This is a genomic window from Blastopirellula marina (genome assembly GCF_002967715.1).
GTDB lineage: Bacteria > Planctomycetota > Planctomycetia > Pirellulales > Pirellulaceae > Bremerella > Bremerella marina_B.
The window spans coordinates 14,306-36,748 of sequence record NZ_PUIA01000057.1; the positions used below are offsets into that span (position 1 = coordinate 14,306).

A 22,443-nucleotide genomic window follows, 5' to 3' on the forward strand; every position below is an offset into this window, starting at 1 on the left:
ACCCCATCCCGCTGGGACGGATTGCTAGGGAGTTTTCCGTTCAATCCACATGAAAAGATCAGATGCCTGGCCTGGGGCACGCATCGCGCGCATATTTCATCCCAGTCGAAGGATCATCTGCTTCGTGGCTAAGAGATAGGCGGACCACGAGGGGCCGGCACGCCCAAATGACGCCAATTCTGCTGAGACGCCTCGCCAAGATAGAATTGTCCGCAGAAAACCTCTGTCGAAGTTGCAGGCGAATCGATCAACAGCGTGCCTTGGTGCAGCACCGCGATGATTTCACACAGCACGCAGTGATGCTCAACGCTCCATTGCTTGCCACTTCCATCCACCTCGGATTCAACAGGCATTGCCACCACTGATTCGTGGCGATGGCCATGATCGTGACCATGACTGCAATGAGAATGCTTATGAACATGCTCTGAGACTGAGACATGGCTGTGGGAATGACAGCAATGGTGATCGTGATGTCCCAACCCAGGAATTGCGTGCAGCAACTGTGCTCCGCCGGACCCAAACAGGATCACGGCAAGGCAAAGCCATGCAGCAAACTTTCGGATTGAGAGAACTCGCTTCACAAATATTGTCCAAGATGGTCGCACTAATCTGACCGAATCTCGTGGCATTTTGCTTCAGGGTGCAGCCGGTCGTCAATTGTTGTTGCGGCGGATGCGGGAAAATTCACACACTCCTCACAACGTCATTGACCGGAATTCACGGTCACGCCTCATCCACGATATTCTTTCGAAGTATAGTCCCCCAAATCCACAAATGGCAACAGATATGCTTCTGCAATTTATTTGCAAAATGCGAAATCCTCAGTAACAAGCGATATTACCGAGAAAACGGATTGCCATAGATTCACGAGCGATGAACGGAGTCCTGCTTCGCTCAATGGGAAACTGATGCAGGCGAGAGTTGCGTGGAAAGTCTTTGCCACGATGCCGCAAAGTCCTCCGCACCCACGAGCGTTCGCTTGCCGCGGGGCCAACTCGAAAGCGTAGCCTGTCGGTACTCTAACCCAAGATGCCTGAGTACGTTAGCTTCATACTCATGTATCCACAGGAAGAATTCGCTGGTAAGCCCTAAACAGCGATCAACGTTCATCTGCGAGAGGTGCTCCATTTCCGGTAGATCGGTGTCTGACCACGGAGGGCGATCAAGAACTGGGCGTGAGGAGTAACCTGGCACAAACTTGTTTCGCGACAGAAAGACTCCCCCGAAGTCAGGATTCCCGAAGAACGTACCGAATCCGCGCAGGACAACGCGACGTCCCCCAGAAAGCAAAAGTTGATAAACACTACTCGAACAGTCTGTCCGCTCTGGCGGAGGAGGAATCCTCTCGAAACCAACCTCCAGGAGCCAATTTCCTTCTGGCCTCACGATATCCCGTCCCCAGCACCAACACTGCTGATTAAATAGGTCGGTTGCGTTTTGAAGAACGCTTGTCAGACGCCTCAAATTCTCGGTATCGAAGTGGACTCTTGCTCCAGTTGCCTGGACAGGGCCCTGGAGCAACTGCCACTCTCTCTTAGAGATCATTCGACGCCACCTCCTGGGAGTCGTCCTCCTCGACTCTAATGGCTGGCAAAGGATCGGGCAGTTGCGCCCAAAGCTCAGGGCCAGATGCGAATTCCAAATCAGTTAGCAAGCATTGCTGCAGACGCTCTTCGATCAAGTCTCGATCTAGATCAATACCGATGAACACAAGTTCCTGCCGGCGATCGCCGTACTTGCCGTCGAACTGACTGAGTAGTTGCGCTCGCTCTTGGGGTTCATCCGGCCAGTATTCATCGCTGGCGGCATCCCACCAGATCCCTGCCGGATTGAGTTGAATCGAGACGCCTGCCTGCGACCATTGGTAGGCATAGTCGTGACGAGTCGCGAACCAGGCGAAACCTTTGCTTCTCAGCACGCCGGCCAGAATGCTCTCCTCGCTATTGAGCATGTTCCAAAGTCGTTCCGGATGAAACGGTCGACGAGATCGGAAGACGAAGTTTCCAATGTTGTATTCTTCCGTTTCTTTCTCTTCTTCTCCGCGGGGGACTGCCAGCCACTCAGGATGCTGCTCCGCTTCCTGCAAACTAAAAAGCCCCGTCCCCAGGATACGCGAAAGAGGCACATTTCCATGTTCGGTCGTCAAAATCTGGGCAGCAGGATTGAGCCGCTTGAGGATCGACTTCAACAAGCTCAATTGATCCGCGTCGACTAGATCCGATTTGTTAACCAGGATGACATTGGCGAACTCGACTTGATCGACCAGCAAATCGACAACATTCCGGGTATCCTCTTCGCTCAGCCCAATTTCCCGATCGACGAGATCGTCCCAAGATCCAAAGTCGATCAAGAAGTTCTGGGCATCAATGACAGTCACCATCGTGTCTAAATCAGCAAAGTCTGAGAGACTCTGTCCTTCTTCGTCGATAAAAGTAAACGTCTCGGCGACGGGAAGCGGTTCGCTGATTCCAGTGCTTTCAATCAACAGATAGTCGAAGCGTCCTTCCTGAGCCAGACGGCTTACTTCAACCAACAGATCTTCTCGCAACGTGCAGCAAATGCAGCCGTTAGTCATTTCCACCAATTGTTCTTCCGTCCGGCTCAATGCCGCATCCCCATCCCGAACAATCGCAGCGTCGATGTTAACTTCGCTCATGTCATTGACGATGACCGCTACCCGCAGGCCCTCGCGATTGGCGAGAATATGGTTGAGAACGGTTGTTTTTCCAGCTCCTAAAAAGCCTGACAGAACCGTAACCGGCAGACGTGACGAAGAAGTATTGGAGATCATGATTTGCCTTTCCGTTTTTTATAAGTACCAATGCAAAAGGGGGCTTATTTGGCGATTGAGTTCACGGCCAAATCGCCCCTTGCCTGAGTTCGTCGTTGCCGATCAAGAAGCTGGGCTAACCTTTCACGGATCACTTCGCGTTTTCCTGGAAGAAGTTCAGCAAGTTCCTTGGCGAGGAATATCAAATTGACTTCCGTCATTCCTTCGGGAACTTCAATAATCTGTGTCCCGTAACCGCCCAGGCGTTCTCGCCAGATCGCATCGCAGGCAACTGCGCTACTTCCCTGTGAAAAGTAGACAGAGCAGGACCGCAACTGAATCGCCTTCCGATTGATTGCCTGATAGGGCGGCAAGTCGCCAGTTCGAAGCCAGACGGCATAATCCTGCCCATCCAGAAGAGTTGCCGTATGAACCCTTCCATCCAAAAGCATGGCAACACACTTTGCCAATCGAGGTTGACTGGTGCCAATCTGAATTACCTCGGAATCTTCGTCTTGTGCCAACGCAAACGAGCTTCCTGAGCAAGTCACGACCATGGTGATCAACCAGACTACCGACGAACGGACCATCACATTCTCCCGATAAAGAGTTACGCAACTTCCCTGTTTTACCGGCTAAACACACATGCAACTAACTTGCATTTAACAAGACAGAGCAAATTCTACATTTTTGCAACTCTGTTGCAAGTAGATCCCTAAAGCAATACACCCTTCCCAAGAGAATTCCGCTGAACGGCAGCCCCACCGGCTATTTTTCACTGCAAGAGAGCCGAGAATGCTCTCGATAGATAGGCTCGCGAGCCTATAAACACAGGGGAGAAGTCAACTATCTTGCTGACAAATGCGGCGTGGCTTCGCCAAGAATCTAGACTCCAAGCCTTGCCAGAGGCGTTTTGACATTCCTCCTGAAAAACGCCAGCCCAAACGAATTGAAAAAGGGAACGCCAATCCGGCGTTCCCTTCAATTGATCGTGCAAACGCCTAGTCGTGTGCGGCGTGAAATTTCTTCAGGTGCTTATCCACGAGGCCAAGAAGTGACTTGATCAAGTCATCGTGGTCGTGCTTGATTTCTTCAAATTGCTTGGCGAACTTATCATGAGTGGTTTGGATCTCTTCATGACGTTTAGCCAACTTCTTATGATCCGCGTCGTCATGTTCGGCAATTTCTTCTTCGTGTTCGGCAATGTGCTCGGCATGAAGTCGGATCTCTTCGGCTTGTTCTGCAAGCATCGCTTCATGCTCGAAGATTTCGGCCTGCAGTTTGGATAAAGCAGCAAGGGCCTTGCGATGCTCAATCTGCATTTTGTTGATTTCTGCGAGCCACTTTTTGTGGTCGGCATCAGCCTGGGCGTGCTCTTTTTCCATGGCGGCATGCTCGTCATCGGCATGCCCTTTCTCGTCGGCCAACACCGTCGCGGGAGACAGTAGGCAACCGATAAACAGTATCGCCAGAGTAATACGTAACATCATGACAGGAAGCCCTTTACAGAAAGCAATGAAAGACTGTACAGACTGTTGCGATGCAAGAGATTACGTTGCGCTTCACGGAAATAGACACTCGTTACACCGACAACATACGGATTACCTTTGCTTGCAACGGATTGTACCGATAGCTAGACTGAAGTCACGCAAAGGTCATTTTTTTATTGTCATACGCTTCTCTCAGGAGCGTGTAGCTGTTTCGACTTGTCGTATTCGGCCGGGTGACGCTACACCTATAGGCCAAGGACTCGTCTTTGGAACAACACTTTGCGTATCTCAAGTTCAAAACCAAGAAACGTCTCGTTTCTCGATCTACGATCCGACAATCTCCATGAGCCTGAGTGCGGGCGATCACCATTGGCCTGTCTCAAGCGGTTCGGATTTACGCTTGTCGAATTGCTGGTTGTCATTGCGATCATCGGCGTATTGATCGGCCTGCTTCTACCAGCAGTGATGCAGTCCCGAGAAGCCGCTCGCAAAGTACAGTGCCAAAACAATCTACGTCAAATTGGCTTGGCCACCATCCTATTCGAGGACACACACGGCCTTTACCCACCTGCCCGCATTTTCCCCAGGCAAGGTGATCCTGTAGATTTGGCTTGTGGTGGGAATCAGCCATCCTGGTTCGCCCGAGTCCTTCCTTTCCTCGAACAAGATACCGCTTCCCGGCAATGGGATTTGTTGAAGCCCTATTCCGAACAACTGCCAGAAGCAACTTACAACGTGGTTACTACCTTTTTGTGCCCGTCGCGGCGCGATGCATCCAACGCCAGGGTGCCAGATACAGAGGAGGTGCTCACACTTCCGTGTGGCTGCAGTGGCGGTCTAATTCAGGTTCGCGGCGGAGCTGTTAGTGATTACGCCGGCAACCATGGCGATTTCACCGGAGGATCGACCGGAAGCCCACAGGACTACTGGCAAGGGGGCAACGGCACAGGCGTCCTTATCTCTAGCCGCGGGCTTTGCAAACTCGGTGTTCCGCAAGGCTGGATCGATAAGATCCGGCCCAAAGATATTGTGGATGGTCTAAGTAACACAGCCTTAACAGGCGAAATGCACGTACCGATAGGGCGACTGTCGCAGGCCCCCGAGAATGGTGCCATGTACAACGGAGAGGATCTCGTCGCGTTTGCCCGCATCGGCGGCCCAGGCATCCCAATAGCGCGTGACCCGAGAGACACCACTATCCCCATTCGGGGCTTTGGAAGTTGGCATCCTGGAGTCTGCCATTTCACCTTTGCCGATGGCTCGACCAAAGCCCTTTCCAATCAGCTCGATACAGTAACACTTGGGCAGTTCACGAATCGAGCTAATCCATGAGGACCATGACCATCGCTGCTTTATTGGCAGCGTTAATAATTTTTTCAGGCTGCGAGACACCTGGGCTTCCGACGTATCCCGTACAAGGGCAGGTCCAATTCGAGGACGGAACGCCAGTACGCAGTGGGTACGTTGAAACGATCTCGCGAGAGCATCGCGTTAATGCGAGAGGAAAGATACAACGTGATGGCAGCTTCGAGCTGACAACCTTTCACGAAGCAGACGGTGCCGTTGCCGGCCCGCACGACGTGATTGTCGTCCAATTTCTGGGCAGTGAGAAAGCATCGCAGATCAACCACGACCATGGAGAGGTGGTTTCCACGAGATTCGCAGACTACGCCCAATCAGGACTTTCGATGAACGTACACGAACAACAAGACAACCACTGCGTACTAACCGTATCGAAGGCACGACATTAGTAGGAATGGCCATTTCCATATTTAATATGTTAAATCAATGAGTAATCTCTGTTGTTCCCGTTGACTTTATTTTGCATCCTAACGAGAATGCCTAAAGTCCACTTTCACTTTCGCTCAACCATCAGCACATGAACCCCCTACTTCACCGCAGCACCGCACTGATGCTTTCCGCTGCCCTGCTTCTCATAACAGGGCTGGGGGACGCTTTGCATATGCTGCCTGGAATGGGGCACGCCGGGCACTGCCACGGCTTGGCATGTCATGCCGGATCAGATCATGCCCATGGACATCTCGGGCACTTTCACGATGATCACGGACACGCTCACCACTCGCATGCTGGAAAGAAATCATGCTGCGGGCATTCTCATAGTTCAACTAAGACGAGCATTGCCACCGATGAAGATGGCCGAAGTTCTTCCGAAGATACTTCCTCCGGCGACATGCGTGACCAGCACGAGTGTGGCCTATGTAAACTGCTGGCCAGCCTGAAGCAAGTCACACCTTCCAGTGTGGCCATGCACCAGTGGCATTCCCTCTCAGTTGCTCAATTCAATTCACTAGCACAACGTCCTGAGTCGAACATTGTTCTGGCTTATCAGGGACGCGCCCCACCTATCTCTCTCTAAGTGGCGAATCCATTGCGTAAGCACGCATGGGACTCGTAGTCCAGCTGATCTAAACCTGGCCATCGTTGTTCCGGCAGCATGAATGAAGACGTGCTTGTGCTCTTTGGAAGTTTTCTCGCCGCGACTATGTATCAGCGCAAACCGTCTCGAAGTAGTTCTCCGCTGCTCCGAAGAACGAACCGCTGACGCGTTCTAACCTATCCAGTTTGCGTAGCAGGGCAGCTTTGCGACCAGCCATTTGGTACTTCGCAATCGAAATGCTCGCAGACACATACAAATCAAGATTGGTAGCCCACGACCAATCGGCGCCACAACAAACGTGCGGACGCAAAGGTAATTGTATCCTGCATTTACGGCGGGATTGTGTTTCACGTTTAGTTTTTTGTTACAAGGTTTTCTCCCCATGATTATGAAGCTATTTCGCAACCGTAAGGGTCAAGGTCTGGTCGAATACGGTCTGATCATCGCCGGCGTGGCCCTGATCTGTGCCGCTGCTGTTTCCGTCTTCGGTCACAAGACCAGCGACCTGATCGCTGCTGTGGCAACCGTTCTGCCAGGTGCACACGCTGAAGACAACGCGCCGATTACAAGTGGCAAATTGATTGAAACTGCTGCAGGTGCCAATACAGCAATTGATTTGGATGCTTCCACAATCGCTACAAACAGCAATACCGCTCGCCTCGGCGTGAACGTTGGACTCGAAACCCCTGCTAGTTTTGGCGGCCTTGTGGTCGAGCAAGATTACACTCCGTAACTACGCATACCAAGCGTACCTTTGCGTAGGACCTCCGCGGGTTTGCCTTGTGCGGCCCGCGGGGGTTCTCATTTTCCAACCGAAACCTCGTCAGGCATTTCGTGACCATCGATTGGACAATCCTGGTTCCCCTCAGCGTGCTGGCGATCGCGACCATTTGCGATCTGCGGACGCGGGAGATCCCCGATTGGCTCTCGATTGCCCTGCTGGTGTGGGGCCTGTTGGCGAAGCTTGCCGGTTGGACCGAACTCCCTTGGATGGCCCTGGCAATGGGCTTTGGCTTAGGACTCGCTGTGACGCTACCCTTCTTCTGGCTTGGCGGCCTGGGTGGAGGAGACGTCAAACTGATTACCGCTTTGGGGTGGGTAATCGGCCCGGTTGGGCTGCTGATCACCTTGCTGGCAATGGCCCTGACTGGGGGCGTGCTGGCACTTATTGCCACGCTACGAGGGCAGAAAGACTATGCCTACGTCCCGGCAATTTTAGCAGGCCTGATGGCCTGTGGATTATGTGAATGGCTTTACAAGATTGACCTCGTATAGCAATAGGACTGCTAACGAAAAACACATCAAGATATAACCTCGGAAATTGACATGAATACGCAAAGGAAAGGTCAATCCCTGGTCGAATTCGCCCTGGTCGCACTAGTGTTGTACCTGCTACTAGGGGCCATTTTCACGTTCGGCCATGCTCTCTACGTCGCACAGCAAGTGCAGATGTCGGCCGATCTTCTGGCCAGGGAGGTTTCGCGAACACCCTTGAGCGTCAATGGTGAGAACCTGAGAGAGGCGATGCAGGATCAGGCTGTCAAAAGCAGCATCTATGACGAATCCAAGCTTCGCTTCAATCTTCTTGATCTCGAAGACCCTGACAGCCCCGAAGACTTGAGAGAGGAGATCAAGACTTGGCCCATCGTTAACCGTATGCTCTCGGTAGTGATGACCAAGGTCGATGGCTTCTTTCAGTACCCAGGTATCGTAAATCATGGAACAACCGACGATCCTCACTATCGTATTGCGACAAGCTACGAAGCGGCCTTACCTACGCCGGGAAACCCTGTCGACGAGGGCTGGGTTGATGTGGTCGAGGAACTAACCGATTCCGCTGAGAATAGCCTCTATCCACCGGGCAGTGATTCAGGCGGTGTCGTTGCCCTTCGTATTAACTACCCAGTCCATTCTCCGTTCTTTACTGCGATGCATCCGCTGCCAGAGGAGGCTAAGTTCGGCGATCCAAACGCCAACTATGTCAAGGTTTCTCCTGGCGATAACGCGAGCGAAATCACATCGGAATTTGGGGAATATCGCCCCGAGTATTTGAACCCCGAGAAGGAACTTTATGGTGGCAACCGAGGACTCGGTCGCCAATATGCATGGGGAACCCAGGTCAGGCCATATCGACGGATCGTATCAGGCCAGGCGATCTATCGCAGAGAAGTATTCACGCATTAATTCGCGAATTTGACTATGGCCAAACGAAATACCTCATCCCGACGTCCTTCGATGTTGTTACCACTGCTGTTGGTGCTGGTATTGCCTGTGATGCTGTTCGCAGGCACGCTGGGAACCCTGATGGCACTGGGAATCGAAATTCCCTTTATGAAGGGGCCCGAACCTCCGACCTTGCAGATCCCGGCGAACCCCCGTCCGCTGGCTGCCTACCATCGTGTGGGGCGGAATGATCTGGTCGATTTCGAGACGGGGCAGATTCGCTACATGAAGATGCCACCGCGATCGGCCGTGGGCAGCAAACTAAAAGGAACCACCCTGAGTGGTGAAGTAGCCGAAGGGGTCGTGCAAGCGGTTGCCACGAAAGAGATCCAGGGAGCAACCTATCCCGTCTTTCTTCTAGCATCCGGCGAAGAGGTTCCGTTACCCAATGTCGATGAAGTGGGAGGGGCCTATTTGCGTTTGGGGAATATTATCGGGCGGGTACTCGATCGCGAAAAGTCACCAAACTTTGGCTTTACGGAAGGGAACTTTCTTCCCGAAGGCACCCGGTCCGGCACTGTTGGTGGTGTTCCTACCGGCATGAAAGCGTATACGCTGGAAGCTAGTAAGTTGGTTGGCATTCATGGTCTCAACATCGGCGACAAGTTCGATCTGCTCGCGAGCGTCCCAGTTGAAAAGGTAAGCAGCGGCGGGGCTCTTTCCGCGAATGGCCTGCTTTCAGCTTCCTTGATCGTTGACGCTCAGCCAGCAAGGTCACGCGACCAAGAACGTTCGGAAACGCATTTGATCGCCAGCGACGCGCAGTTGATCACTCCCGTTTATCGCCGCGCCAAGACAACCTCTTCGTCTTCTCTGCTCAATGGTACTTCATCGCGTACAGCCCCGGTCGAAGAGGTCGTGCTGGCCGTTCACGAACTTGACGTCCCTTCAGTTACCGAAGTCTTGGGGATGAACGTCCCGCTCACGGTCGTCGCCCACTCGGGACGCCCCGTAGCGGAACAAGACAATACGGCACCCGAAGGGATGGTGAGGGTTGTGGTAACTCCCCGCGACACGATTCCCTACACGGAATTGAATCTATCGCAACTCGTTCCTGGCGGAGCGAGAGAGCCACGAACCATCCTGCTCGCCGAAGAACAAGTCAAAGACCTGAAAATCCTGGCGAGGGCCGATCAGATCGTCGGGCGAGTCGTTCGCCGAGCCAAGTCGCCGGGGACCTTCTTCACCGAAAATGATTTCTTCCCCATGGGCACACCTGCCGGGCTTGCCGCTGCCGTACCTGCTGGTCAAGTTGCTTACACTATCGACGCATCCAAGATGAACGGGATCGCTGGTCTTGGCCTGGGAGACCATTTCGATCTGATCGCAACCCGTCCAGTCGACTTTCAGAAGATGGCCCAGCGGATTGGTGCCAAAGACCTGGCAGTTTCGTCTGCCATTCGTGAGGGTGCCTTACGGCTTGATGCCGGTGCCCATACGCAAGTGGTTCTGCGTGGTGCAACGGTGATCGCCCCTCCTGGCTCGTCGGCGATGCGAATGCATGGGACGGTCACCGGAAGCAAAAAGCAGGAAATCCAAACGCCGATGATGATCGCGGTTTCTCCGAAAGAGATCAACAAACTGAGCGAAGTCCTGGCGACGGGGACACAATTGACCGCAATTCTTCGTGCAGTCGACGACGCCGATGCCACTCCAATTCAGGATTCGGCAGATCCAACCGAAGCAGTACATGTGCTCGATTCGATGATTGGAGGTGACCGTGAGCCGATCGTCTTTCTGGGCGAACGAAATAGCACGCCGGCAAAGCCGTTGAATCTGCGCGACCTGTTGCCACGAGAGGAAGTAACCCCCGCTACTGATAAGGCCGTGCAATGAAGCGACTCGGTACGACAACACGACGACAATCGCGACGCGGTTATGTGTTGGTGCTGTTTGCGATGCTGTTTTGGGTGCTGCTGGGAGTGGCTGCCCTCGTGATTGATTTGGGTTTGGCCCGGGTCAAGTATCGACAGATGCAGTCCGCTACCGATACCGCCGCCCTGGCTGGCCTGCAGAATGAACTGACAGGCACGGCCGATCGTACCGAAGCACGATGGCTGGCAGCTCAGACGTTTCATCCTGACATCGATCAGGATTTTGATACGTACGCCACCCAACAAGCTGTCTTGAGTATCGTTGACGATACGCCACCATCTGGTGGATTCTTGGATGATCCTCGTGGAAAGCGCTGGGTACCAAACTTGGAACCCAACACCGACAACATCGCCAAGGGAGATTTAGAGTACGTTCCAGGTTCATCAGCATTCTATGCACGTCTTCGGCATTCAACTCTTACGCCGGTTGACGGAGTAAGAAATGACTCGCCTCCGCTGCCCTATTTGTTCGGTCGAGCAACTGTACGAACGACGAACAGACCAAGCGAAGCGATCTATCGAGGAATGAGCCTCAAGTCGGCGTCACTAGCATCGACGACGCGGGCTCTTTCGATGGGGCCTACAGTTGTTAAACCGACGGGCGAGACGATTGATGGCGTTCAATATGTCGCAACGATTAACGAATGGGAGAATTCCATCGTCCATGAAATCCAGCCCGGCGAGGAGCTAACCCGATACACTGTTGGTGACGTCGCGCCGATTGGCCTGACAATCCAAGCAACTTTGCCAACAGGCTACATTGCAATCTACGATCCGTTGACAACAGAACCGAATCGGATTGCCGGCTTCGGCTTTATCGCAGATGGAACTAGGGAACTTGGCCATATAGCACCGGCAAATGCGACCAGCACCATATTTCCTGCGATTAATGCGTCGTCCCCCCCAAGCCTCGCTGAATACCATCAGCTCTTTGACATTATCGGGGATAGTTTCGTTCAGACGATATGCTTGTCGCCAACCCCCGCTGACGAATTTCAAGAAGACTAACGCCTGTGTCTACCAAACCCCAAGTACTCACCGTAACCCGCGATCCTAAGCTGCGGGACGAACTGCAGGACCTGCTCTCCTCGTTTGAGGATCGTTCGTTTGTGGTGGTCTCGGCTCAGGACAATCGTCAGGCCGTGGAGGTGGCGCGAACTCGCCAGCCGGAGATCGCGTTGGTTGAGATGCGCGAAAGCAGCTTGCCGATTCAAACGTTCGCCCGCGAAATGGCGGCCATTTCTCCGAGCACGACGGTGGTGGGAGTTATTCGCGACGGAGCTTTCTCGGGCAACGCTTCCGAAAGCCAAATTGTTATCGATGTGCTGCGTAGCGGAGTGAAAGACTTTTTGCACTATCCGTTTTCGCTAGGAGAACTAAACGAACTTGTCCGCCGTGTCGAGCAGAACGCCCAAAAGACGCCGGCAAAGCTCGGCGCGGTTGTCGCGTTCGTGAGCAACAAGGGGGGCGTTGGCAAGTCGACTTTAGCTATCAATACGGCAGTTGGATTGGCTCAGCAATTCCCCGGTCGCGTTCTGCTGGTGGATGCGTCGTTGCAACTTGGCGTTGCGGCCTCGATGCTCGATCTTCGCCCGGCCACTACATTGACGGAAGTCGCCAAAGAACAGAGTCGACTCGATACAACACTGATGCAGGAAATGGCCATAGCCCATTCGTCAGGCTTGCACTTATTGGCGGCCCCGCGCGATGCGGTCGAAGCGGCGAAGGTCGACGAGGAGGTCATGACCCGAGTTCTCTCACTCGCGAGACGTTCTTACGACTACGTGGTGGTTGACACATTTCCAGTCTTCGACGCTATCTCTCTGGCAATCCTCGACCTGACCTCGAAGGCATTTGTTGTTACCGAAAATGTCATTCCGACCCTATTGGGAACGGCCAAACTAATCGAGCTTCTTGACAAGTTTTCCTATCCCGCGGATCAAACGGAAATCATTTTGAACCGCCAACAACGTGTTTCCGGCAGCTTAAGGCCACACGACATCGCTGCACGACTGGGAAGGCCGATCGACTGGATCTTCCCTTACGATCGAAACGTGATTGGTGCCGCCAACACCGGCATCCCGATCGCAACGACTATGCGTGGCTATTTCGGTTTTGGTCGCGAGCTGAAGCGATTCATTAGTGATGTGACGAACACACGCGGTGATTTACGTGCCAATGGAGTTTCGCACCCCGTTAACGGTAAAGAAAATACCGCCCCAAGGAACGGCCTCAACTTTGCTAATGCAGCGGTGGAGGAGAGTCGATGAGCGAGGACTCACTACGCGACCTATTTGGTCACAACACGGCTGCCGTGCCTCTTCAGCGCATAAAACGCGAGGAGAAGAAACGAAGTCAGACTCTCCAGTCGCCCGTGCCGCTGACCAATGATTCTGGTAGCGTCAACTACCTGAATGTTAAGGCCGATCTGCATCGTACGCTTCTTGATGATCTCGATCGAAGGAACTTGATCGGAGCGAGTGAAGAGGACCTGAATCGCTTTGTTCGTGACTTCGTCGACCAGGCACTCGAAGAAACGGTCGTTCCTTTGAACGATCAGGAGAGAACTCGCCTGGTGGATGACCTGCTGGAGGAGACGCTTGGCGTTGGCCCCTTGGCAAGCCTGATGGCCGATCCTGCCGTTACGGACATCCTAGTCAACGGTCCGCACCAGGTTTATGTAGAACGTTTCGGTCAGTTGGAACTAACCAAAACTCAGTTCCGCGATGATGACCATCTCATCCGAATCATTCAGCGAATAGCTTCCAGGGTAGGACGACGTATCGACGAAGGCTCGCCCATGGTTGATGCCCGCCTGGGCGACGGCAGTCGTGTGAACGCCACACTCCCGCCTGCAACGATCGACGGGCCTACGCTTTCTATTCGACGTTTTGGGAAACGCCGCTTGCGTGCGGACGACTTGATGCAACTGGGAATGTTTTCAGAAACGATGCATCAGTTTCTACAATACATGGTGATCGGGCGACGAAACATCCTGGTCTCGGGCGGTACCGGTTCGGGGAAGTCAACGTTCCTCGGAGCAGTAGCCGAAGCGATCCCTGACCGCGAACGGATCGTTACGATCGAAGATGCGGCCGAATTGATGCTTGATCAAACCCATGTGGTCCGCATGGAAACCCGTCCGCCCAACGTGGAAGGACGAGGCGTCATCACGGCGCGCGATCTGATGGTAAATTCGCTACGCATGAGGCCCGACCGGATCATTATGGGGGAAGTTCGCAGTGGCGAGGCACTCGATATGCTGCAAGCCATGAATACAGGTCACGATGGTAGCCTCACGACGATCCATGCCAATAGCCCTCGGGACGCTTTGAGTCGCTTGGAGACGATGGTCTTGATGGCCGGGCTCGATCTTCCGTCCCGTGCTATTCGCGAACAGATAGTTTCTGCCATTCAAGTCATTGTGCATGTACGTCGTTATGAAGATGGCGTCCGCAGGGTGGAAGCGATCGCTGAGATCGCCGGTCTGGAAGGGAATACACCTCAACTCCAGGAGATTTACCGCTTTCGTCACCAAGGACGCGAAGGCAAACGCATCCAGGGGCAGCATTACTGCACCGGAATCGTCCCACGCGTGGTTGATCAACTACGTGCCCTGGGGACTGACCTGCCCATGTCGCTCTTTCAGGCGGGAGGAGCATAGTGGGTACGGTCATTCTTCTTGGGACGATCGGGGTTCTCGGCATCGTCGCCTATCGCATGCACCAGGTGCAACTACGGGCCTTGGCACTCGATCGTTTTCAGACCATCGAATTCGCCGAACCGACCACTGAGCAACCCGCCAAAACCAGGCAGCCGCGCCAAGTCATTCGACGTTACCTATGGTTGCCATGGATTTGTGGGGCAATCGCTTCGGTCATCGCGTTCTGGCTGGTTGGTTTTAGTGCCGTGATTTCTCTGACGATGGGCCTGATTGTGGCATTACTGTTCGTGATCGTAGAAGTCTGGAATGCCCAGCGACAGGCTGCCCAACTAGAAGAGCAACTAGCCGAAGCAATCGACCTTATGATCGGCACGCTCGGTGCGGGTGCAGGTCTCAGCACTTCCATGTCCGTTGTAATTGAAGAACTCCGCGACCCACTGCGTGGTCTGTTCCAAGAGTTGCTGGGCAGGATCAACTTTGGGGATGATGCCAGACTCGTCTTCGCCCAACTGGCTGCTCGTGTTCCACTCGACACCTACCTGCTTTTTGCATCCGCTTTGTCGGTTCACTGGGAAGTGGGGGGAAATCTAACACCTACCCTTTCGGCCGTTGGGCAGACGATTCGCGACCGCCTGGAAATCGCCCGACGTATTCGCTCCAATGCGACTCAGTCTGATATATCAACCATTGCTATCCTGGGATTGACTTACTTTATTGCTTTGGTGATGTGGAGGAACAGCCCAGATCAGATGGAGGCCTTCGTTACTTCACCGACGGGCGAGTTCTTCGTTGCAGGATCGATGCTTTTGCAAGCCGTTGGTATCGTCTGGATGCACTGGATGAGCCGACCGAAGTTTTGAAATGAACGCGTTATGGATCTTTATTGCCGTTACTTTCTGGATGATTTCATTCATTGGAATCGTCTTTCTGTGGCGTTTGCTGCGGGTGTGGCAGTTGACCCAATCTCGCTGGGAAGCACACGAAGAGCCCGCAGCCACGAGCGAAACCGATCTTCGTGACATGCACTGGCTCAAACGATGGCTCTACCGAGCCGGTTATCGCAACGAGGGAGCTTTGACATGGTGGCTGGTCGCGACAATCATGTTCGTGGCGATTGGTGCCGTCGTCGCTACACTATTCGTGATCAGCGGTGTGCAAACATTGATGATTCGCACGATCACTCTCGTCCCCGGTGGAACCGGCGAAGTCTTTCTGCCGCTGGCTTATCTGGCTCCTTGGTTCGTGGCGATAACTCTTGGAATGACGCCTTGGCTAATCGTTAGACAGCGGCGACGCGATCGAGTCCTGAAGATTGAGCAGGACTTACCACTGGCGATGGAACTGCTCGCAACACTCAGCCAGGCAGGCCTCGGATTTGATGCGGCACTTTCCCGAGTGATGGAAACCCGCTTGGCAGTCCGCCCTCTGGGCAAGGAATTGCGAAGCTACCAGGCAGACGTGATGTCTGGCCGAGCACGCTCGGAATGCCTGCGGCGTCTGGCTTGGAGAGCGGACGTGCCGGGGCTTTCCATTCTCACTTCGGCCTTAGTGCAAGCGGACCAGGTTGGGATGGGGATTTCCGATGTACTCCGACGACAAGCTGACGATCTACGTTCCCGTCGCCGTGAGCGGGCCAATATGTTTGCCATGGGCCTGGCTACCAAGCGAATGTTTCCGCTGGTGATCTGCTTCTTGCCTGGGCTTTTCGTTTGGACACTGGGGCCTGTCTTCATTCAGTTAATTCAAATGGCGGATACGTTTACTCAAGTGCGGAATTTCTAATGCGCGGGGTTATCCAACTAATCGACGCGCAGACGGATGTCGTCCTGATCCCTCGCCTTCGCTTGGCTATCCACTTCTGGAGTCGTTTTCGGGGCCTACAACTCTCGCCACCACTTGCTGGGGACGAAGGACTTCTACTGGCTCCTTGCCGATCCGTGCATACGCAATTCATGCGGTTTGCCATCGATATCTACTTCTGTTCGGCAACTGGAACGGTGCTGTCACGTAAGCTCAACGCAAAACCATGGATTAGCGTTGCCGCTAATCGCAACGCTAGCTTCGCGATTGAAACCCCTGCTCGCGAAAACCCTTTGTTAGAAGTTGGGCAAACAATTTTTCTTGCGGGAGATGAGATTAAGAAACTCTCAGGGCACCGACATCTCGCTAGCGTCATTAAATCGTAAGCCTCTGCCAGAATCCCGATTGAAACGAGAAATTGGCCTGAATCGAATATGGCGATCAAGTCGATATGAAAGAGTGTTACTATTTGGTAGCACGCAAAGGGACTTGTATTTATTCAGACCATGCCGGCGTTCTTGCGCTTGGTGTGCATGGTATTTCCTCGAACCAGGTATGGCTCGATGTTGCGTGCTTTCTTATTTCCAACGACTCTAGCTTGGTTGATCGTCCTATCTGGCACGGTTACCACTGCTATTGCTCAGACTGCCCGGCAGCCTCTGGTTCATGACTTTCGGCCAGCAAGTGAGACGCCTGCGTTTCGACTAGCTCAGGCCCCTGATCGCCCGATCGAAGTCGCCCAGCCTCCGATTCTGCTGAATCAACCGTCGGTTACACCGCAAGTCGATCGCCTGGAACGCCTCGAGAATCTGCCACCTGGACTGCGGGTCCCTCAACCATCGGAAGCCGTGCAGAAGACATATAACGAGTTCGTCCAGGGAACGATCGATCCGGAGAATACCCTCACCATCATTGAGGGGCGTCCCCGGATCCTGGTCTTCAAAGAAACCCCCATCCGGATCTACCTGCCGGATGATCGAATAGCAACCTATCAGGTGATCTCCGACCGAGAGATTTCATTGGTGGGTGTTCGCCGAGGCACGACCGTCCTCAATATTTGGGTGGCTGATCCAACGCAGCCGAATGGCCAGCGGATTCTTAGCTATTTGATTCGTGTTCTGCCGGATGTTGAAACAGCTCAGCAGTTGTCCGCAACCTACGTCAATCTAAGCAATGAAATCAATCAGGCCTTCCCCAATAGCTACGTCGAACTACAGTTTGTTGGCAATCAATTGATGGTTCGAGGACAAGCCAAGGATTCGATCGAGGCCGTCCAGATCTTGCAGGTCGTGGCTGCCAACGCCCCAGGTACGTCATCACGTCCACAGCTTCAAGACGGGGAAATCGTCCTACGAAATCAAACGGTTGCTACGGTGACAGACAATGTCATTCAACAGCAGATCGAGTCGCTATCTCAAGAGCTTCGCGACGCCAATATCGTCAACCTGCTGCAGATTCCCGGCGACCAGCAGGTCATGTTGAAAGTAACCGTTGCAGAAGTGAACCGTAGCGCCGCAAGAAGTATTGGGATGGATTTCTCAGTGGCCAACAACGCCGGGACCGTTTTCCAACAAACGACAGCCGGTATTCTATCTGGCGGGCTTACATCATCGGCTAATGCCGGAAATATCATGGCTTCACTGGATGGCGGCCAGGTGGACATTGCCATTCGAGCACTTCGCCAACTGGACCTCGCCAAATCGTTGGCCGAACCCACGCTTACCACGCTCAACGGGCAGACGGCAAGCTTTAGCGCCGGCGGCCAATTCCCCGTTCCTTCGGCAATCATCACTAACGGCGGGTCGGCCCAAGGCGTGCAGTTTATCCCCTTCGGAGTGCAGCTCAACTTTACACCCAATATTGTTGATCGCGACCGAATTCGGCTTGTAGTCAATGCTACGGTCAGCAGCCGCGATGAAAACCTCGGAACGAATGTCGGCGGTAGCAGTTCCGCAGGCGGTACCAGTGTTTCAGGGCTTCAATCGAATGACTTCAGCACGACAGTCGAGTTGCGTGAAGGACAAACACTCGCAGTCGCCGGTTTGATTCAACATAACTTCGGTAGTAACGCTCAGCGAATTCCTTTCTGGGGCGATCTCCCTATCATTGGAAACACAGGCGGCCTGAACCAAACCTCAGCAGACGAGCAAGAACTCGTGGTACTGATTACTCCCCAGCTGGTGCACCCCATCGATGCCTGCACCGGGCCAGCACTTCCTGGCGATGACATGCACGAACCCAATGACATTGAGTTTTTCCTGCTGAACCGACTCGAAGGTCGACACACCAAAGGCTACCGCAGCCCTGTCCGTACCGACCATCATCGCCAACATGTTGGCAATCACTGCGACGAATGCCAGTTCCTAATCGGCCCTACAGGGCGTGCATTCAACTGCTGCGACCAACCAATCCTGTATAAATAACGCCACGCTGAAACGGAAGCCCGAGAAATTCCGCCATGACCCAACATCAAAACAAAGCCTGGTCCCTGCTGGTGCTGGCAATTTGCTTGTGGCAAACCGGTTGCTGCGCCAAATGCGGCAGCCCTTTCTGCTGGGATCGCTGTGCTGATATTCCGCCCGGAGCGATTCCTCAGCCCTTGGGAACTTATGCGTGTGGTTGGCAGCAGGTCCATACCAACGCGGCAGACCTCGACAAGCTGACGATTTACCGCGCTGAATGGGTTGGAGCTTCGGCAGAGCTTGGCCCCTTCGGAAAACGGCACTTGGGCGACCTACCTGATTTAGCTTTGCGACTGGGCTCGCCGATCGTGATTGAAGTTTCAGAAAATCAGGAACTCGATCAACTTCGCCTGACCTACATTCAAGATGTCCTTGCCAAAACCGACTTCCCAGAACCGCAGCAATGGGTCGTGCTGGGGTACGCCAAAGCAGAGCCGATGTATGGCTTTGAAGCTCCCAGCGTCTCAAGCACTTACCTGGGTGGATCCCAAATCAGAACCGGCGGTGCTCAAGGGTTCTCAGGCAACCCAGGTGCCGGCAATTCTATCCAGTTTGGCTACTAAGGAACAAAGCATGATCTGGCGCTGGCAAACTTTGTTTTTTTTAGTCACCGTGACGCTACCCATGGCCGGCTGCAAGACATGGAATCCCACTAAGCTTACCGATTCACATGAAACGCCACTGGTTGCTTCGGCTACAAAAACACCGGTTAGCCCAAAGGTGAAGGCCTGTCTCGTAACAGCCCAGACTCTACACCAAGAAGGCCATTACCGCGAAGCAGCCTTACTACTGGAACGAGCACGCGCAGAGGCACCCAACGCTCATGACTACTCCCGACAACTTGCCGTGCTCTATGATGAGCTTGGCGTATCCGACAAGGCAGAAAACGAGTTTGCCATAGCCTTAGACAAGACCCCAAACGATGCTAATCTTCATAACGACTTCGGCTTCTTTTTCTTGGAACGAGGAGACAATACCCGAGCCGAACAACAGTTCCGCAAAGCACTAGAAATCGCTCCCCAACACCAACTAGCACAATCCAATCTAGCTCGGACACTCTTCAAGCAAAACCGCCTGGAGGAAGCCTACGCAACCTATGAAAACGCGTTGGGGACAGCAAATGCCCACCACAACATGGGTGTCCTCTTTTCACAGGCAGGCCGAGATCACGAGGCCCGCATGGCCTTCCAAGAGGCGATTAAGGCGGATCCGAAACTCGACGTTTCGCGAGAGTTCCTGGCCAGCCTCGATAATCTACCCGAGATCGCGAATCGTCAACGATCGAATGGGACCACTCAGTTGAGATAGCTTTGCCCATGTTGGTTTTCAGATAACAGTCAACCGCGCCATATTCCGTCTCATGTGAAACGATGGTTTTAGCCATCGGACGCTAGATGCTGCTTGGTAATATCAATAAAGGCCTGCAAGATTGGGTCTTCAGAGATTCGATGCTCGCGATATCCATAACAGATTGTCGGCGGTAGACAGTGGGCTAAGGATCTTTCGACTAACTCGGGGTCTCCCGGGGAATAGGGGATGACGCGTCCTACCAAACCAATCCCATGGCCTTGTTTCACGCAGCTCCGAATCGAGGCGGCCAACACCAGATCAAACCCGCGTGCGGGATTCATGAAGACGCCTGCTTTGGTAAGGATCGCTTTCCCTTCTTCGTCCGGATACGACTCTCGATGATTGAGGACTGGGTACTTGGCCAGATCCTGAGGCATTATCTTTCGTTTAGAAGCGAGCGGGTGCCCCAGCGGCATAATCACCATGGGCTCAATTTGGTACATCTGCTCGACGATCAACTCTTCGGGACGACGACAACATTTACTGTCGCCAATGACGAAATCAACCTCGCGGGTTTCGAGCATCTCGTTGCCCAGAGACTCGAACACCTCGCGCATGATGAGTTGGACCTCAGGAAACTTCTGACGGAAGGCGGCAATCACACCGAGCAGATCATCGGTATAGCTGCGTGGGGGTGAGGCGATCTTCAGTATTCGCGGGGCCGCGTCGCAGGCCTTTTCAAAACGCTGCTGAAGTGACTCGAACTCTGAAATAATGGGCGTTGCCAGTTCCGCGAGAATCCTTCCCTGCGGCGTGATCTCGCTTCGCCTGCCGTCCGACTCAATTAGCTTTTGCCCTAACAAGTCTTCAAGCGCACGGACCTGCTTCCAGACCGTAGGATGAGAGACCTGAAGCGACTCGGCTGCGGAGGCCATGCTCCCAAGACGAACCGTTTCGCAGTAACTTCGCAGTTGTTGATAGGACATGTCCTTGTAGACATGCTTCAACGATGCCTTCCTCGCCATAAATAGCCAATCATTGCACTGAATGCAATGCCCTATTTCACATTATTGCACCTGGTGAACTGTCGTATTTTAGCTGAAAACCGCCTAAGATCGAGACAGGAAATCACCTGCGAATGATTTCTCAAGAGAAAACCGAATGCCTGAATGCTAGAGAGTTTGAGTACCACCAACACTTGTGAACCTGCTATATGCATGACGATGTCGTTCAGCCGTACTCTACGGCATGATCCTCTCATGCTCCACCAGCCGAGAAAGTGTTCATGCCAGTAAGCAGTCCTTACGATGTTCTTTCTGCCGATTCGGCCTATCACGACAAGCCTTACCTGAATACGGCAGCAGAAGGCTTACCGCTTGCTTCGTGCCTGGACGCGGTTCGTCAATACAGCACCGAGAAGTGCCTGGGCGAACCTGGGCGTGTGTTCTTCTGGAATCAGTATCAACGCGCTAAAGAAAGTGCTGCCCAACTGTTTTCCGTCGATCCCACACAAATTGCTTTGGTGAGCAGCACAACTGAAGCGTTGAACACAATCGCTCAATCGATCGATTGGCAACCAGGCGACGAAATCCTGCTGACTTCGATCGAATTTCCGTCGAACATTTTTCCATGGGTGATGTTGCAGCGAATGGGCGTTCGACTGCGAATTGTGAGCCCCGGTCCGACAGGGATCTCGATCGATGAACTGTTAGAAAACATCAACCCACGCACGAAGTTGGTAACCATCAGCCAGGTCAGCTATGCCACCGGCGAGCAGCTTGACCCGGAACCAATCTGGCAGCGAGTCCGTGATACGAACACGATCTTATGCGTCGATGCGACTCAAGCCGCCGGGCGAGTCCCCGTCCGCGGCGACGTGGCAGATTTCACAATCGCCAGCGCGTTTAAATGGCTCAATTCAATCCACGGAACAGCCATCATGTCGGTGAGCTCGCGCGTGCTGAATTCACAAATAATCGGGCCAGCAGGATGGCTTTCCGCAGAATCGTGCTTCACGGAAGACCGATTCGATACGTTCCACCCTCGCCGCGATGCCCAGCGATTCCAAGCCGGTATGCCAAACTTTGCGAGTGTTTACTCAGTTGCTGAGGCATTGGCGTTCCATACCCCCCAGCGAGTTCAAGAACAAGCATCGCAACAGGCCTCTCTGATTCAACACGTGCGAGAACGCTTGCTTGAGATGGGCTTTGACGTCCTGCTGCCTGAAGAGCCATCGCGGCAAGCAGGCATCGTTTCCTTCCGTTGTCCTGCGGCGACCAGATGGAAACAAGAACTCGCCCTGCACGGGTGCTATGTGCAAGGAGACGACGGCCGTATTCGGGTTGCCGTGCATTGGTACAACAACGAGCAGCAGATCGAACAGTTTCTGGAAGCATTGGCATGCGTCCGAGATCGAGATCCCATTCCCATACATGGCCCTGCCTAGGGCAACGAACCGACACGGCCGTATTC

At 53.6% G+C, this 22,443-nt stretch carries 22 protein-coding genes; 17 read left to right on the forward strand and 5 right to left on the reverse strand.

All coding sequences use genetic code 11. The features are described 5' to 3' along the window. Nucleotides 1–128: 128 nt before the first annotated feature. From C5Y96_RS17210 to C5Y96_RS17230, 4 genes are all read right to left on the reverse strand, one after another. Nucleotides 129–353 carry a hypothetical protein gene (locus C5Y96_RS17210; RefSeq protein WP_105355852.1) on the reverse strand — a complete coding sequence of 75 codons (225 nt, stop codon included), beginning with the start codon at nt 351–353 and terminating at the stop codon, nt 129–131. 1,181 nt (nt 354–1,534) lie between these two features. Beyond that, nucleotides 1,535–2,791 (reverse strand): zinc metallochaperone GTPase ZigA, encoded by a 1,257-nt coding sequence (gene zigA, locus C5Y96_RS17220; protein ID WP_105355856.1) that lies wholly within the window; start codon nt 2,789–2,791, stop codon nt 1,535–1,537. A 44-nt stretch (nt 2,792–2,835) separates the two neighbouring features. Then, nucleotides 2,836–3,294, reverse strand: coding sequence for a hypothetical protein (locus C5Y96_RS17225; RefSeq protein ID WP_146115706.1), 459 nt, complete (start codon nt 3,292–3,294; stop codon nt 2,836–2,838). Nucleotides 3,295–3,771: 477 nt separating this feature from the next. Continuing rightward, nucleotides 3,772–4,260: a hypothetical protein gene (locus tag C5Y96_RS17230; protein ID WP_146115707.1), complete on the reverse strand. Its 489-nt coding sequence runs from the start codon at nt 4,258–4,260 to the stop codon at nt 3,772–3,774. A gap of 369 nt (nt 4,261–4,629) precedes the next feature. Here C5Y96_RS17230 and C5Y96_RS17235 point away from each other — a divergent pair, with 369 nt between their 5' ends. The 16 genes from C5Y96_RS17235 (at nt 4,630) to C5Y96_RS17300 (ending at nt 19,989) form a co-directional block, all read left to right on the forward strand. After that, nucleotides 4,630–5,592 (forward strand): DUF1559 domain-containing protein, encoded by a 963-nt coding sequence (locus tag C5Y96_RS17235; protein WP_158261284.1) that lies wholly within the window; start codon nt 4,630–4,632, stop codon nt 5,590–5,592. Beyond that, a complete protein-coding gene (locus C5Y96_RS17240) occupies nt 5,589–6,011 on the forward strand; it encodes a carboxypeptidase regulatory-like domain-containing protein (protein ID WP_105355864.1) in 423 nt (140 codons plus the stop codon). The genes C5Y96_RS17235 and C5Y96_RS17240 overlap by 4 nt, the downstream gene beginning before the upstream one ends. Before the next feature lie 128 nt (nt 6,012–6,139). Continuing rightward, entirely contained in the window at nt 6,140–6,637 is a 498-nt protein-coding gene (locus C5Y96_RS27115; RefSeq protein WP_146115708.1) for a DUF2946 family protein, read from the forward strand. A 403-nt stretch (nt 6,638–7,040) separates the two neighbouring features. Beyond that, entirely contained in the window at nt 7,041–7,391 is a 351-nt protein-coding gene (locus tag C5Y96_RS17245) for a Flp family type IVb pilin (RefSeq protein WP_105355866.1), read from the forward strand. Between the two features lie 101 nt (nt 7,392–7,492). Then, nucleotides 7,493–7,933 (forward strand): prepilin peptidase, encoded by a 441-nt coding sequence (locus tag C5Y96_RS17250; protein WP_233199004.1) that lies wholly within the window; start codon nt 7,493–7,495, stop codon nt 7,931–7,933. A gap of 51 nt (nt 7,934–7,984) precedes the next feature. Continuing rightward, nucleotides 7,985–8,842 (forward strand): TadE/TadG family type IV pilus assembly protein, encoded by an 858-nt coding sequence (locus tag C5Y96_RS17255; protein ID WP_105355868.1) that lies wholly within the window; start codon nt 7,985–7,987, stop codon nt 8,840–8,842. A 15-nt stretch (nt 8,843–8,857) separates the two neighbouring features. Further along, the gene (locus tag C5Y96_RS17260; protein ID WP_146115709.1) at nt 8,858–10,717 is read left to right on the forward strand and encodes a hypothetical protein; all 1,860 of its coding nucleotides are present in this window, start codon (nt 8,858–8,860) and stop codon (nt 10,715–10,717) included. 44 nt (nt 10,718–10,761) lie between these two features. Then, nucleotides 10,762–11,763, forward strand: a complete 1,002-nt coding sequence (locus C5Y96_RS17265) for a pilus assembly protein TadG-related protein (RefSeq protein ID WP_158261285.1) — start codon at nt 10,762–10,764, stop codon at nt 11,761–11,763. 5 nt (nt 11,764–11,768) lie between these two features. Continuing rightward, nucleotides 11,769–13,025, forward strand: coding sequence for a CpaE family protein (locus tag C5Y96_RS17270; protein ID WP_105355874.1), 1,257 nt, complete (start codon nt 11,769–11,771; stop codon nt 13,023–13,025). Beyond that, nucleotides 13,022–14,419, forward strand: a complete 1,398-nt coding sequence (locus C5Y96_RS17275) for a CpaF family protein (RefSeq protein ID WP_105355876.1) — start codon at nt 13,022–13,024, stop codon at nt 14,417–14,419. The genes C5Y96_RS17270 and C5Y96_RS17275 overlap by 4 nt, the downstream gene beginning before the upstream one ends. After that, the gene (locus tag C5Y96_RS17280; protein WP_105355877.1) at nt 14,419–15,279 is read left to right on the forward strand and encodes a type II secretion system F family protein; all 861 of its coding nucleotides are present in this window, start codon (nt 14,419–14,421) and stop codon (nt 15,277–15,279) included. Before C5Y96_RS17275 ends, C5Y96_RS17280 begins: the two co-directional genes overlap by 1 nt. A 1-nt stretch (nt 15,280) precedes the next feature. Further along, nucleotides 15,281–16,201 (forward strand): type II secretion system F family protein, encoded by a 921-nt coding sequence (locus C5Y96_RS17285; protein ID WP_105355879.1) that lies wholly within the window; start codon nt 15,281–15,283, stop codon nt 16,199–16,201. Further along, nucleotides 16,201–16,605, forward strand: coding sequence for a DUF192 domain-containing protein (locus tag C5Y96_RS28170; RefSeq protein ID WP_105355881.1), 405 nt, complete (start codon nt 16,201–16,203; stop codon nt 16,603–16,605). Before C5Y96_RS17285 ends, C5Y96_RS28170 begins: the two co-directional genes overlap by 1 nt. A gap of 177 nt (nt 16,606–16,782) precedes the next feature. After that, nucleotides 16,783–18,642, forward strand: a complete 1,860-nt coding sequence (locus tag C5Y96_RS17295) for a type II and III secretion system protein family protein (protein WP_158261286.1) — start codon at nt 16,783–16,785, stop codon at nt 18,640–18,642. 35 nt (nt 18,643–18,677) lie between these two features. Next, the gene (locus tag C5Y96_RS27450; protein WP_158261287.1) at nt 18,678–19,244 is read left to right on the forward strand and encodes a hypothetical protein; all 567 of its coding nucleotides are present in this window, start codon (nt 18,678–18,680) and stop codon (nt 19,242–19,244) included. Between the two features lie 10 nt (nt 19,245–19,254). Continuing rightward, nucleotides 19,255–19,989, forward strand: coding sequence for a tetratricopeptide repeat protein (locus C5Y96_RS17300; RefSeq protein WP_158261288.1), 735 nt, complete (start codon nt 19,255–19,257; stop codon nt 19,987–19,989). Nucleotides 19,990–20,057: 68 nt separating this feature from the next. Here the strand turns inward: C5Y96_RS17300 and C5Y96_RS17305 are convergent, their stop codons facing one another. Then, the gene (locus C5Y96_RS17305; RefSeq protein WP_158261289.1) at nt 20,058–20,978 is read right to left on the reverse strand and encodes a LysR family transcriptional regulator; all 921 of its coding nucleotides are present in this window, start codon (nt 20,976–20,978) and stop codon (nt 20,058–20,060) included. Nucleotides 20,979–21,256: 278 nt separating this feature from the next. On the opposite strand from C5Y96_RS17305, the gene C5Y96_RS17310 reads away from it, so the two are divergent. Then, nucleotides 21,257–22,417 (forward strand): aminotransferase class V-fold PLP-dependent enzyme, encoded by a 1,161-nt coding sequence (locus C5Y96_RS17310; protein WP_105355889.1) that lies wholly within the window; start codon nt 21,257–21,259, stop codon nt 22,415–22,417. Nucleotides 22,418–22,443: the final 26 nt, after the last annotated feature.